Annotated in this window: 15 protein-coding genes; 8 read left to right on the forward strand and 7 right to left on the reverse strand. The window is 70.5% G+C overall.

From position 1 onward, the window contains the following. Positions 1 to 28 precede the first annotated feature (28 nt). The 6 genes from KKZ08_RS14690 (at position 29) to KKZ08_RS14715 (ending at position 4,705) form a co-directional block, all read left to right on the forward strand. Positions 29 to 676: an ABC transporter permease gene (locus KKZ08_RS14690; protein ID WP_223779058.1), complete on the forward strand. Its 648-nt coding sequence runs from the start codon at positions 29 to 31 to the stop codon at positions 674 to 676. Further along, positions 669 to 1,937, forward strand: a complete 1,269-nt coding sequence (locus tag KKZ08_RS14695; RefSeq protein WP_223774876.1) for a betaine/proline/choline family ABC transporter ATP-binding protein — start codon at positions 669 to 671, stop codon at positions 1,935 to 1,937. Before KKZ08_RS14690 ends, KKZ08_RS14695 begins: the two co-directional genes overlap by 8 nt. Next, complete coding sequence (locus tag KKZ08_RS14700; protein WP_223774877.1) at positions 1,934 to 2,788, forward strand: ABC transporter permease; 855 nt, start codon at positions 1,934 to 1,936, stop codon at positions 2,786 to 2,788. The genes KKZ08_RS14695 and KKZ08_RS14700 overlap by 4 nt, the downstream gene beginning before the upstream one ends. After that, positions 2,785 to 3,753: a glycine betaine ABC transporter substrate-binding protein gene (locus KKZ08_RS14705; RefSeq protein WP_223774878.1), complete on the forward strand. Its 969-nt coding sequence runs from the start codon at positions 2,785 to 2,787 to the stop codon at positions 3,751 to 3,753. The genes KKZ08_RS14700 and KKZ08_RS14705 overlap by 4 nt, the downstream gene beginning before the upstream one ends. Before the next feature lie 133 nt (positions 3,754 to 3,886). Continuing rightward, complete coding sequence (locus tag KKZ08_RS14710) at positions 3,887 to 4,486, forward strand: helix-turn-helix domain-containing protein (protein ID WP_223774879.1); 600 nt, start codon at positions 3,887 to 3,889, stop codon at positions 4,484 to 4,486. 12 nt (positions 4,487 to 4,498) lie between these two features. Further along, on the forward strand, positions 4,499 to 4,705 hold the full coding sequence (locus tag KKZ08_RS14715; RefSeq protein ID WP_223774880.1) for a hypothetical protein: 207 nt from the start codon (positions 4,499 to 4,501) through the stop codon (positions 4,703 to 4,705). Here KKZ08_RS14715 and KKZ08_RS14720 read toward each other — a convergent pair. The 6 genes from KKZ08_RS14720 to KKZ08_RS14745 form a co-directional block, all read right to left on the reverse strand. Further along, positions 4,635 to 5,444, reverse strand: a complete 810-nt coding sequence (locus tag KKZ08_RS14720; RefSeq protein ID WP_223774881.1) for a S16 family serine protease — start codon at positions 5,442 to 5,444, stop codon at positions 4,635 to 4,637. The genes KKZ08_RS14715 and KKZ08_RS14720 overlap by 71 nt on opposite strands. 129 nt (positions 5,445 to 5,573) lie before the next feature. Next, complete coding sequence (locus KKZ08_RS14725) at positions 5,574 to 6,215, reverse strand: helix-turn-helix domain-containing protein (protein WP_223774882.1); 642 nt, start codon at positions 6,213 to 6,215, stop codon at positions 5,574 to 5,576. Positions 6,216 to 6,543: 328 nt separating this feature from the next. Further along, positions 6,544 to 8,343 (reverse strand): DEAD/DEAH box helicase, encoded by a 1,800-nt coding sequence (locus tag KKZ08_RS14730; RefSeq protein ID WP_223774883.1) that lies wholly within the window; start codon positions 8,341 to 8,343, stop codon positions 6,544 to 6,546. 123 nt (positions 8,344 to 8,466) lie between these two features. Continuing rightward, entirely contained in the window at positions 8,467 to 9,909 is a 1,443-nt protein-coding gene (locus KKZ08_RS14735) for an MFS transporter (RefSeq protein WP_223774884.1), read from the reverse strand. Positions 9,910 to 9,963: 54 nt separating this feature from the next. Continuing rightward, positions 9,964 to 10,308 (reverse strand): DUF397 domain-containing protein, encoded by a 345-nt coding sequence (locus KKZ08_RS14740; RefSeq protein ID WP_223774885.1) that lies wholly within the window; start codon positions 10,306 to 10,308, stop codon positions 9,964 to 9,966. Then, the gene (locus KKZ08_RS14745; RefSeq protein WP_223774886.1) at positions 10,305 to 11,159 is read right to left on the reverse strand and encodes a helix-turn-helix transcriptional regulator; all 855 of its coding nucleotides are present in this window, start codon (positions 11,157 to 11,159) and stop codon (positions 10,305 to 10,307) included. Before KKZ08_RS14745 ends, KKZ08_RS14740 begins: the two co-directional genes overlap by 4 nt. A gap of 156 nt (positions 11,160 to 11,315) precedes the next feature. On the opposite strand from KKZ08_RS14745, the gene KKZ08_RS14750 reads away from it, so the two are divergent. Further along, positions 11,316 to 11,771, forward strand: a complete 456-nt coding sequence (locus KKZ08_RS14750; protein WP_223774887.1) for an ATP-binding protein — start codon at positions 11,316 to 11,318, stop codon at positions 11,769 to 11,771. Here KKZ08_RS14750 and KKZ08_RS14755 read toward each other — a convergent pair. Beyond that, positions 11,749 to 12,633: an NAD(P)-binding domain-containing protein gene (locus tag KKZ08_RS14755; protein ID WP_223774888.1), complete on the reverse strand. Its 885-nt coding sequence runs from the start codon at positions 12,631 to 12,633 to the stop codon at positions 11,749 to 11,751. The two genes, KKZ08_RS14750 and KKZ08_RS14755, sit on opposite strands and share 23 nt — an antisense overlap. A gap of 49 nt (positions 12,634 to 12,682) precedes the next feature. Here KKZ08_RS14755 and KKZ08_RS14760 point away from each other — a divergent pair, with 49 nt between their 5' ends. Then, on the forward strand, positions 12,683 to 13,075 hold the full coding sequence (locus tag KKZ08_RS14760) for a MerR family transcriptional regulator (RefSeq protein WP_223774889.1): 393 nt from the start codon (positions 12,683 to 12,685) through the stop codon (positions 13,073 to 13,075). Positions 13,076 to 13,083: the final 8 nt, after the last annotated feature.

Below are 13,083 nucleotides of genomic sequence, written 5' to 3' on the forward strand. Positions count from 1 at the left end.
TTCGAGAAAAGGCGAGGTGAGCACGGCAGTGAATTTCTGGGACTACCTCGGCACCCGTCACGAACAGCTGCTGACGAACGCGTACCAACACGCGAGCGCCGTCTTCCAGTGCATGGTCGTGGCGACCGTGATCGGCGTACTGATCGGCGTCCTCACCTACCGCAGCGAGTGGGCGGGCAATGTCGCCACGACGGTCACCTCCACCATCCTCACCGTCCCGTCGCTCGCCATGATCGGCCTGCTGATCCCGGTCGTGGGCCTCGGCGTCGCGCCGACCGTCGTGGCCCTGACCCTGTACGGCCTGCTGCCCATCGTGCGCAACGCCATCGTCGGCCTGCGGGGCGTGGACCCCTCGCTCGTCGACGCGGCGAAGGGCATCGGGATGTCCAGGGCCGCCCGGCTCTTCCGGGTGGAGCTGCCGATCGCCTGGCCGCCGATCCTCACCGGCATCCGGGTCTCCACCCAGATGCTGATGGGCATCGCCGCCATCGCCGCGTACGCCTCCGGGCCCGGCCTCGGCAACGAGATCTTCCGCGGCATCGGCTCGCTCGGCAGCAAGAACGCGCTCAACCAGGTGCTCGCGGGCACGCTGGGCATCATCGTCCTTGCGCTGCTCTTCGACGCCGCGTACGTCCTGATCGGCCGGCTGACGATCCCAAGGGGTATCCGTGTCTGAGCCCACCGAGTCCGGCGCCGCCACCTCCGGGGCGACGATCGAGCTGGAGAACCTCACCAAGCGCTATCCGGGCAGCCCCGAGCCGGCCGTGGACAGCGTCAGCATGGAGATCAAGGCGGGCGAGACGGTGATCTTCGTCGGGCCGTCCGGCTGCGGCAAGTCGACGACGCTGAAGATGATCAACCGCCTGATCGAGCCGACCGGCGGCCGCATCCGCATCGACGGCGAGGACGTCACCGACATCGACCCGGTGAAGCTGCGGCGCAAGATCGGCTACGCCATCCAGTCCTCCGGCCTCTTCCCGCACATGACGGTCGCCCAGAACATCGCCCTCGTACCGAAGATGATCGGCTGGGGCAAGGCGCGCATCCGCTCCCGGGTGGAGGAGATGCTCGACCTGGTCGGCCTGGATCCCGGCGAGTTCCACGACCGCTATCCGCGTCAGCTCTCCGGCGGCCAGCAGCAACGCGTCGGTGTGGCGCGGGCGTTGGCGGCCGACCCACCCGTCCTGCTGATGGACGAGCCGTTCGGCGCGGTCGATCCGATCACCCGCGACCACCTCCAGGACGAGCTGATCCGGCTCCAGAGCGAGCTGCACAAGACGATCGTCTTCGTCACGCACGACTTCGACGAGGCCATCAAGCTCGGTGACCGCATCGCCGTGCTGCGCGAGCGCTCGCACATCGCGCAGTTCGACACGCCCGAGGCGATCCTGACCAACCCGGCGGACGACTTCGTCTCCGGTTTCGTGGGCGCGGGCGCGGCGCTGAAGCGGCTGAACCTGACGCGCGTACGCGATGTGGAGATCGCCGACGTACCGACGGTGACCGTCGACGACCCGCTCCAGGACATCTTCGACAAGCTGCGCGGGGGCACCACGAACGAACTGCTCCTGCTCGACAAGCGCGGCCGCCCCTACAAGTGGCTGCGCCGCGGCGACCTGATGCGGGCCCGCGGCTCCCTGGCCCGCGCGGGCACCCTCGTCCACGACACGGTGACCCGCGACGCCACGCTGCGCGACGCGCTCGAAGCGGTGCTCACGGACAACGCGGGCCGGGTCGCGGTGACCGGGCGGCGCGGCGAGTACACGGGCGTGGTGGACATGGAGACGCTGCTGAACTCCGTCCACGAGATGCTGGAGGCCGACCGCCTCGACGCCATCGAGCACCAGCACGAACTGGAGGAGCAGCGCGCCCAGCTGACCCACCAGGAGCAGGAGGGCGCGGGGCCCGGGGAGCTCGGAGGGGCGGCGAGGGCATGAGGCCGCACGAACACCGCCCCGAGGGGGAGCACGAGGTCAAGGGCCTCGCCTTCCGTGACGTCGGCGAGAGCGAGCAGGAGGCTCCGCCGCCACCGGCCGCCGGGAGGCAGACGCGCCGCGTCACCTGGCAGAAGGTCACGTTCCTGCCCGCCGTCCTCGCGGTGGTGCTGCTGCTGACCTGGGGGTGGTTCCAGCAGACGGACCTGGACTCGATCTCCAGGAACGCGCTGGCGAACGGCAACGTCTGGCTCAGGCTCCGCCAGCACATCCAGCTCACGGTCATCTCCACCTTCTTCGTCCTGATCATCGCCATCCCGCTCGGCATCCTGCTGACCCGCGGGAAGCTGCGCAGGGCGGCGCCGGCCGCGATGGCGCTGGCCAACGTCGGCCAGGCGACCCCGGCGATCGGCCTGCTGGCCCTGCTGGTGATCTGGCTGGGCATCGGCGAGAAGGCGGCGCTGATCGGCATCATCGTCTACGCCGTCCTGCCGGTCCTGTCCAACACGATCGCGGGCCTGAAGGCGAACGACCCGACGCTGCTCGAAGCCGCGCGCGGCATCGGCATGTCACCGCTCGGCGTCCTCGGCAAGGTCGAACTCCCGCTGGCCGTCCCGCTGATCCTCGCGGGCGTGCGGACGGCGCTCGTCCTGAACGTCGGCACGGCGACCCTCGCCACGTTCGGCGGGGGCGGCGGCCTCGGCGACCTGATCACGACCGGCATGACCAACCAGCGCATGCCGGTCCTGATGCTCGGTTCGATCCTGACGATCGTGCTGGCGCTGTTGGTGGACTGGCTGGCGTCGCTGGCCGAACTGTTCCTGCGCCCGCGCGGGCTGGAGGCGGGCTCATGAAAGTCACCGCGCGCACATGGGCCGTCGGAGTGCTGGCCGCGGCGCTGCTGGCCGGCTGCGGCCTGACCAGCGGCAGCCCCATGGTGGACGACGTCAGGCCCGGCTCCATCGGCCGGGGCCTGCCCCTCAAGGGCGCCGACCTCACCGTCACGTCCAAGGAGTTCACCGAGCAGCTGATCCTCGGCGCGATCATGGGCATCGCCTTCGAGGCGGCGGGCGCGGAGGTGCTCGACCGCACGGGCATCCAGGGTTCGATCGGCGCGCGCGAGGCCGTGAAGAGCGGCGACGCGGACGCGATGTACGAGTACACGGGCACCGCCTGGATCACGTACCAGGGCAACACCGAGCCGATCGACGACCCGCACAAGCAGTGGCAGGCGGTGCGCGACGCGGACCTGAGGAACGGCGTCACGTGGCTGCCGCCGGCCACGCTCAACAACACGTACGCGCTGGCGACGAACGCGCGGAACGCGGCGAAGTACAGGACGAGGACGCTCTCCGACGTGGCGGCCCTGGCCAAGTCCGACCCGAAGGCCGTCACGCTCTGTGTGGAGAGCGAGTTCGCCTCGCGCGAGGACGGGCTGCCGGGCATGCAGAAGGAGTACGGGATGAGCGTCCCGGCGGCCGACATCACCAAGATGGACACCGGCATCATCTACACGCAGGTGTCCAAGGGGACGTGCACGTACGGCGAGGTCTTCACGACGGACGGCCGCATCAAGGCGATGAACCTGACGACGATGGAGGACGACAAGCGCTTCTTCCCCAACTACAACGCGGCCCCGGAGATCAACAGCAAGTCCTTGGAGAAGTACCCGCAGATGGCGGAGATCCTGGCGCCGATCACGAAGAAACTGAACAACGCGGTGGCGCGGGAGCTGAACTCCAAGGTGGACGTGGAGGGCCAGGACCCGCACGAGGTGGCGAAGGACTGGCTGATCGCGGAGGGCTTCGTCAAGGAGTGACCGCGATACGGGAGTTACGCGGTCCCCGTCACAAGTACCCGGATACAAGTACCCGGTTACAAGCATCCGGTTACAAAGAACCCGTTGCAAAGAACCCGTTGCAACGGAGTCTTTGCATCTCTACGCTGAGGGCATGACGGAACAGCCCGCGCCCCGCAAGGTCCACCACCTCGACGCCCGCACACTGCGCGGCCTCGCGCATCCGCTGCGCATGCGCCTGCTCTCCTCGCTGCGCCTCGACGGCCCGGCGACCGCGTCCCAACTCGCCGCCCGGCTCGGCGAGTCGAGCGGGGCGACCAGTTACCACCTGCGGCAGCTCGCGGAGTACGGGTTCGTGGAGGACGACCCGGAGCGGGGCAAGGGGCGGGAGCGGTGGTGGCGGTCGGCCCACCAGGGCACGCGGACCGACGAGAACCTCATCCGCGACCCGGACCCAGAGGTGCGCGGCGCGCTGAGCACCCTCCTGCACGAGTACGCGACCCAGCGCGCCCAGGAGGTCTCCACCTGGATCGCCACGCGGCACGAGTGGTCACAGGAGTGGGACGAGGCCGCGGACACCAGCGATTTCACCCTGCGGCTGACACCCGGGCTCGCCGCCGAGCTGAGCGGCAAGATCCATGAACTCGTGGAGAGCTACCGCGCGTCGGCGCCCGAAGAGGACACACCGGACGTGGCCAAGGTGCGCGTCCACTCCCACATCTTCCCGACCCGGCCGAAGGCCGACGGCACCTGAGAGGGGCACGGCATGCACCCCGACGTACACCTGATGCTGCACCACGCGCGCGCGGAGGAGTTACGACGCGAGGCACCCGCACGGGACTCCCGCGCCCGGCTCGGCGCCCGGCTCGGCTGGACCCTGGTCGAGCTGGGCCTGCGGCTGGTCAGCAGCTCGGGACCTTCGCGCCCTTCTCCAGGGCCCGCAGTGAGTCGACCGTGCCCTTCAGTGTCGTGACCGGGACCAGGCGCAGGCCCTTCGGCAGCTCCGCCTGGGCATCCGCGCACTCGGCCTTCGGGACCAGGAAGACCGTGGCGCCGTCACGCCGCGCGGCCTGCGTCTTCAGGGCGACGCCGCCGACCGCGCCGACCTCGCCGTCGGCGGTGATGGTGCCGGTGCCGGCGATCTTGCCGCCGCCCGTGAGGTCACGGCCGCTGCCGTCGCCGTCCAGCTTGTCGATGATGCCGAGCGAGAGGAAAAGCCCGGCGCTGGGACCGCCGATCTTGCCGAGGTCGGCCTTGACGTCCACCTTGTCGGTGCCGTCGAAGCCGTTGGCCTTCAGGTAGGACAGCGCCGCCTTCGTGGCGTCGTCCTGCGACTCCTTCATGTCGCCGAGGTTGTGCTTCTGGACTTCTTTCACGTTGTCCCCGGTCGGGTAGACCGAGTCCTTCGGCATCACCGCGCGGTCCGTGCGGAACCAGCCGTCGATCACGTCGCCGAGCCGCACGTCCATCTGCGGGCCCGTCGCCACGATCGTCGTCATGCGCAGCTCGCCCTTGGTCTCGCGGGTGGGCGCGCCGGTGATGGTGAGCACCGGCTTGCCCTCGTGCTCCCCCAGCACGTCCGCCGTACCACCGGGCTGCGCCACGGCATACGGCAACGGCGCGAGCCCCGCGACGGCGAGCAGGGCCACGACGGGCAGGGCGCAGACGGCGAGGGCCTGGGGCCGCGTGAATCGAGCGAAGGAGAAGACCACGGGATCAATCTAACGTGACGGAACACCCCACCCGAGCGGGCGCCCCATCAAGCCCGTCCGGCGGTTGAGGACGAGCTCGGCGGAGCCGGCGATCTCCCGGGTGCGCACGGCTCCGCTCGCCCCGCGGCCTCAGCGCAACGCGTCGGCGACCTCCCGAGCCGCGTCCACCACCCGCGGCCCCACCCGCTCCGGCACGGAGTCCGCGAGCATCACCACGCCCACGCTGCCCTCTATCCCGGTCACGCCGACCAGCGGCGCCGCGGCCCCGCTCGCCCCGGCCTCCAGTTCGCCGTGGGTGAGCGCGTACCCGGGGTCGGTCACCAGGCCCTGGCGGGCGGCCAGGATGGCGCGGCCCGCGGCGCCCCGGTCCAGGGGGTGCCGGAAGCCCGTCCGGTACGCGACGTGGTAATCCGTCCACGTGGGCTCGACCACCGCCACCGCGAGGGCCTCCGAGCCGTCGACGAGGGTCAGGTGGGCCGTCGCCCCTATGTCCTCGGCGAGCGAACGCAGCGCGGGCAGCGCCGCCTCCCGCACCAGTGGATGCACCTGGCGGCCCAGGCGCAGCACGCCGAGGCCGACGCGGGCGCGCCCGCCGAGGTCGCGTCGTACGAGGGCGTGCTGTTCGAGCGTGGCGAGCAGGCGGTACACCACGGTGCGGTTCACGCCGAGCTTGTTGGACAGCTCGGTGACCGTGAGGCCATGGTCGGTGTCGGCCAGCAGCTTGAGGACGCGCAGTCCTCGGTCCAGCGTCTGGGATGTCTCCGCGGTCACGACGCCCACTCCTTTGGTGAGGGTCGGCGACCTCCTTACGCGGCGGTTGCGCCGCCGGTCCCGTGGGCGACGCGCGTCAGAGGCCGCCGGTCGGAACACCGGCTGCGCTCCGCGGCGGCGCTGCCACGGGGCGTGTGCGTGTGTCGGGGACAGTAGCGAGATCGTCCCGCTCAGCGGAAGACTCAGTCCAGAATCCGGGCATGGGGGCGCCCGCACCGCCCCCATCTGCCCCGTTACGCGTGGCGCGCCGATCCGGACAGGCGTACGACATCCGCACAAGCCCTCCGCACTCGGAACGCCCCGCTCCCGGCCCCCGAGCCGAACGGGCTCACTTCATGCGGGTGGCCCACTCCTGGACCTTCGCGATGCGCTGCCGCAGCTGCCCCGCCGTGGCCTCCGCGCTCGGCGGCCCGCCACACGTGCGCCGCAGCTCGGTGTGGATCACGCCGTGCGGCTTCCCGCTCTGATGGACGTACGCGCCGACCATCGTGTTCAGCTGCTTGCGCAACCCGAGCAGTTCCTTGTGGGAGACCACGGGACGCCGCTCGGCGGGCAGTTCGAGCAGGTCGGCTTCCTCGTCCGGCTTCTTGCGGCTGTGCGCGATCTGCCGGGCCTGCCGCTTCTGGAGCAGCATCTGCACCTGGTCGGGTTCGAGGAGACCGGGGATGCCGAGATAGTCCTGCTCCTCCTCGCTCCCCGGATGCGCCTGCATGCCGAACTCGGCGCCGTCGAAGAGCACCCGGTCGAAGACGGCCTCGGACTCCAGCGCCTCGAAGGAGAACTGCTCCTGCTCGCCGGTGTCCTCGTCCTCCTGCTTGTTCGCCTCGTCCATCTCCTTCTCGGACTCGGCGTAGGGGTCCTCCTCCCCCTCCTTCTTCGGCTTGTCGAGGGCGTGGTCGCGCTCGACCTCCATCTCGTTGGCGAAGGTCAGCAGGTCGGGGACGGTCGGCAGGAAGACGGACGCGGTCTCGCCGCGCCGCCGGGACCGCACGAAGCGGCCGACGGCCTGCGCGAAGAACAGCGGCGTGGAGATCGTCGTCGCGTAGACACCCACCGCGAGGCGCGGCACGTCGACGCCTTCGGACACCATGCGGACGGCGACCATCCACCGGTCGGTGCTCGCGCTGAAGTCGTCGATGCGCTTCGAGGCGCCGGTGTCGTCGGAGAGGACGACCGTGGCCTTGCTCCCGGTGATCTCGCGGATCAGCTTGGCGTAGGCGCGCGCGGAGTCCTGGTCGGAGGCGATGACGAGCCCGCCCGCGTCGGGGATGGCCTTCCTGACCTCGGTGAGCCGCGTGTCGGCGGCCTTGAGGACGTTCGGCATCCACTCGCCGCGCGGGTCGAGCGCGGTGCGCCAGGCCTGCGAGACGGCGTCCTTGGTCATCGGCTCGCCGAGCCGCGCGGCGATCTCGTCGCCGGCCTTCGTACGCCACCGCATGTTGCCCGAGTACGACAGGAAGATCACCGGCCGCACGACGCCGTCGCCGAGCGCGCTGCCGTAGCCGTAGGTGTAGTCGGCGGCGGAGCGCCGGATGCCGTCGTTCCCTTCTTCGTACGTGACGAAGGGGATCGGGTTGGTGTCGGACCGGAAGGGCGTACCGGTGAGCGCGAGGCGCCGGGTCGCGGGCTCGAAGGCTTCGAGGCAGGCCTCGCCCCAGGACTTCGAGTCACCGGCGTGGTGGATCTCGTCCAGGATGACGAGGGTCTTGCGCTGCTCGGAGCGGTTGCGGTGCAGCATCGGGCGTACGCCGACACCCGCGTACGTCACGGCGACGCCGTGGTACTCCTTGCTGAGCGGTCCCGCGCTGTACTCGGGGTCCAGCTTGATGCCTATACGGGCCGCCGCCTCGGCCCACTGCTTCTTGAGGTGCTCGGTGGGCGCGACCACGGTGACCTGCTGCACGACATGGTGGTGCAGCAGCCACGACGCGAGCGTGAGCGCGAACGTCGTCTTGCCGGCGCCGGGGGTGGCGACGGCGAGGAAGTCTCGCGGCTGCTCCTGGATGTACTTCTCCATCGCCCCCTGCTGCCAGGCACGCAGCTTGTTGGCGGTGCCCCAGGGGGCGCGGCCGGGGAAGGCCGGGGAGAGGTGGTGGGAGGAGTTGGCGGCGGCGCTGGTGGTAGTCACGGTCTCCGGGTTTTTACGGCTCGGGTACGTAAGACAACCGGGCCACCCTACCGGTGAGATGTTGACGTACCGCCGAGTTCAGGGCGGCTGCCGGGGCGGGTGCGACGGGTGTCACATGACGGCTCAGGGCTTGCGCTCCGTCAGCCGGGTGCCCACCCACGCCCCCACCAGGGCGACCGCGGCCATGGGCAGGAAGACGGCGACGAAGGCGGCCGGGTGCGAGGCCGAGACGCCGTCCGGGCCGTGGCCCGCGCCCACCGTGCCGCCGCCGAGCGCGGCGAACGCGGCGCCACCGACCGCGAGCAGCAGGACGTTCGAGAGTCCGTCGGAGATCTGGAGCGCGGCCGAATTCGACCCCGCGTCCTCGGGCGGCGAGAGCCGGAGCAGCAGCACGCTCGTGGAGGCGATGACCGTGCCCATGCCGAAGCAGCCGAGGCCCCAGGCGACCGCAATGATCCACACGGGCACGGCCGCGATGAGGACGGTGGGCGCGGCGGCTATGGACGCGGCGACGAGCACCATCCCCGTCGCCACGAACCGCGTCCGGTAGGGCTCCATGCGGGGCCGCGACTGTACGTAGGACCCGAGCGCCCAGGTCGCCCCGCCCACGGCGATCGAGAGCCCGGCCATGGTCGGGCTCAGCCCCCGCTGCGTGACGAGCATCAGCGGCACGAAGGACTCGGCCGCGATGAACGACCCCGCGGCCACCCCGCGCAGCAGCACCACGGAGGGCAGGCCACGGGCGGCGCGGTACGTGCCGCGCGGCAGCAGTCCGAGGACGGCGGGCACGAGGACGACGGCGCCGAGCACCGCCGGGAGCAGCGAGAACCACCGCAGGTCCTGACCCGCGTACTGAAGGAGCGCGGCCCCCAGCGAGATCCCGAGCGCCAGGCGGATGCGGCGCCGGTCGAAGGGGGCGACGGGCGCCGACGCGTCGACGGGCCCGGCGGCGGTCCGCCGGATCGCGGGCAGCGCGAGGGCGAGCGGCACGACGACGAGAACGGGGATGCCGACGAAGACCCACCGCCACCCGAGGTGCTCGGTGACGGTGCCGGACACCAGCGGCCCGACGACGGACGGCACGACCCAGCTCGCCGCGAAGGCGGCCATGATGGCGGGCCGCAGCCGCTCCGGATACGCCCGGCTGACGACGACGTACAGCGCGACGATGACGAGCCCGCCGCCGAGCCCCTGCACGGCGCGTCCCGCGATGAACAGCCACATCACGCTCGCGGTCCCGCTCAGCAGCAGCCCCGCCGCGAAGAGCGAGATGCCGCCCGCCAGCGGCCCGAGCGGCCCGCGCCGGTCGGCCCACTGCCCGCTGAACACCATGCCGAAGAGGCTGGTGGTGAAGTACCCCGAGAACGCGAAGGCGTACAGCGCGACCCCGTCCAGCTCCCGTGCGGCGATCGGCATCGCCGTCCCGACGGCGGTCGCCTCGAAGGCGATCAGCAGCACGACGGAGACGATGCCGATGCTGAGGGCGCGGTAGGGCTTGCCCAGGACGCCGGGGCCCTCCGGGCGGGGCGGGGCGGTGGTTTCGGCGGCGACGCCAGTCTCGGTCATGCGCCTCAGGGTAAGAGGCGTGGGCGTGTTTTACCCCTGTCCGGAGGCGGGGGTTCAGTGGGCCCTTGGTCGTACGTCCGCGAGGAAGCGGGACCAGGTGGCGGGGGTGACGGTGAGGTGGGGGGCGGTGGGGGTCTTGGAGTCGCGGATGTGGATGGAGGTGGGGGTGGGGGCGGCGACCTCGACGCAGTCCTCGCCCTCACTGCTGCTGCTGTAGCTGCTCTTGTGCCAGCCCTGCGCGACCTCTACGCAGTCCTCGCCGTTACTGCTGCTGCTGTAGCTGCTCTTGCGCCAGTCCAGGGCGACTTCAACGCAGTCGTTGGGGTCGCTGCTGCTGCTGTAACTGCTCGTGAACCAGTGCAGCTCGGAACCGGGTCCAGCAGCGGCTTCGCGGATCATGTCTCTCCCAGCACTTGCTCGATAAAGGCCAATGACTCCCGCGGCGGGAGAGCCTGGGCCCGGATGATGCCATACCGCAGTTCGAGGATACGGAGCTGCTTCGGGTCCGAGACAGGGCGGCTGTTGAACACACCGTCAGAACGCCCCATTGCGGTGCCGTCGCCGAATTTGAGCACCTCGATCAAGCCTGCCGTTCCCGGGTGACCCACGTGGTCGGTCGGCATTACCTGGATCTCGACGTTCGACAACTGCCCCAACTCCAGCAGCCGTTCGAGCTGCCGACGCAGCACCATTCTCCCTCCGATCGGGCGCCGAAGCGTCACCTCTTCTTGGACAAAGCTGAGATCCGGGGAAGGCGTACGGTCGAAGATGGACCGCCGGGCCATGCGCGCCGCCAGTGCCCGCTCCATCTCACTGCTGGACAGCGCGGGCCGCCATGTACCGAGCAGCGCCCGCGCATACTCTTCCGTCTGCAACAACCCATGGATGTTGTGGTTGCTGTAGAGGCAGACCTCGACCGCCCGCTCCTCCAGCTTCGCCAGTTGCCGCACCTTCTTCGGATACCTGGCCTCCCGCATCTTCGGCTTCATCGCGGAGACCAGCCCCTCCGCCCGCAGCACCCCATCCGCCATGTCCAGATACTCGGGCCGAGGAATCCGCACCCCGCGCTCGATCTTCCGGACCATGTCCTCCCCGTAGCCGACCGCGTCGGCGAACTCCGCGACGCGGAGCCCCGCCGCCTCCCTCCGCAGCTTCAGGTGCTGGCCGACCATCTCGACCGCCGCACTGATCTCGTCCTCGGGGTCGACATCCCAACCGGGTTCGTCGACACCGTCGTTGCGTGCTTCCACCGCGCCCACCTCCGACGTCCGTCCAGGTCCAACGCGCACTCGTACCCGTACGTCACCCAAGACAGCCGAGACAACGCGGGACAAGCGTGGGACAAACGCGATACGCACGGCCCGCAGCACTGTTCACGGCGCACTCGCACGGCCACTCTGAGTGACGTGAACCAAGAGACCGCCGGGGTGCAGAGCCCCGCCCCCACACACCAGTTCACGGTCCTGCTCTCCGCCACCCGCAGAGGCGCCCGCCTGGCCCGGCTGCTGGCGCGGGAGCAACTCCGCAGCTGGGAGCGCCCCTACGAAACCGCGGAGCACATCGTCGCCGAGCTGGCGAACAACGCCGTGCTGCACGGCCACGTGCCCGGCAGGAGCTTCCGCCTCGCTCTAATGCTCACCGGCACGGACACGCTCCGTATCGAGGTGACGGACGCGAGGACGGACCGCCACCCGCCGAGCACCGCCCAACGACCGCTGCCGGAGGCCGAGTCGGGCCGGGGCCTCCTCCTGGTGGAGGCCCTGTCGGACCGCTGGGGCACGACGGACGGCCCCGCCCCCTGCAAAACCGTCTGGGCGGAACTGACCTCCCCGCCCCCGATCAGCCGACACTCGGCTTGCTGAACTCCTCGATCAGTACGGGGTACTGCTCGCCCCCGTGTCCCGCCGCGATGGCCCGGTCCGCCATCGCCTTGAACAGCTTCGGGAGTTCCGCGTTGATGCCCGCCGCCTCGCTCTCCTCGATCAGGTGGGCCATGGACCGCGCGTCGGTCTCCAGAGCGGCGACGTCGGCGGGGAAGGAACCCTTGTCGACCTGCTCGGCGTAACCGGGCAACCAGTCGGCGACACCGGCGGCCATCAGCCGGGCGAACGGCGCGTACGTCACGGCGTCGACACCGGCGGTCCTGAGCAGGGCGGTGCCCTGGAGCCAGGCGTTCAGGACGCTCCACATCATGGCCAGGCCCGCCACGTCGTACAGCGACGCGAGACCGGGGTCGTCGCCGAGGTAGGTGAGGGTGCCGAGCGCTTCGAGTACGGGTTCGTGCGCCTCGAAGTCCGCTCGGGGCCCGCTGTGCAGGATGACCGCGTCGGCGGTCCCGATCACCGGCGGGATGGCCATGAGGGCGCCGTCGAGGTAGCGGGCGCCGCGCCGCTCGGCCCGGCTGGCGGCCTCCCGGGCCTGGGCCGAGTCACCCGAGGTGAGGTTGACCAGCGTTGTACCGTCCAGGTCGACGTCGCTCGCGCCGAGGAGTTCGCGTACGGCTTCGTAATCGGTGACGCAGAGGACGGTCAAGGGGCTCGCCTTGAGCGCGGCGGCGATTGATGGGGCCAACGACGCCCCCTCGGACACCAGTTGATCGGCCTTGGCGGCCGTACGGTTCCAGACGGTGGTGGGGTGACCGGCCTTCAGGAACGCGGCGGCGAGCGCCTGGCCCATCAGTCCGAGGCCGATGACTGTCACGGGGGTTTCGCTTCGGTTGCTCATGACAGGATCTTCAACGTTCATACCGGTGTGAAGGTCAAGCGAGGGCGCGATGTTGATCGGGGAACTCAGCCGCCGGGCGGGCGTAAACGCCCACCAGTTGCGCTACTACGAGGCCCAGGGCCTGCTGGAGGCCGGCCGGGGTGCGAATGGCTACCGCGAGTACGACGAGAGCGCCGTGCTGCGCGTGAAGCAGATCCGGCACCTGCTGGGCGCCGGCCTGTCCTCGGAGGACATCGCGTACGTACTGCCGTGCGCGCTCGGGGAGGCACCGGAGCTGCCGGGGTGCCCCGAGCTGCTGACCGCGATGCGGGGGCGGCTGCGGCGGCTGGAGGACCAGATGGCCACGCTCGCCGGGTCCCGCGACGCCCTCACCCGGTACATCGACGCCGCCGAGCGGATGGGCGGCGACAGTTACCCGCCCTTCGACGGCGCCGCGTCGTAGGTCATCCG

This window comes from Streptomyces sp. 135 (assembly GCF_020026305.1).
Classification (GTDB): domain Bacteria; phylum Actinomycetota; class Actinomycetes; order Streptomycetales; family Streptomycetaceae; genus Streptomyces.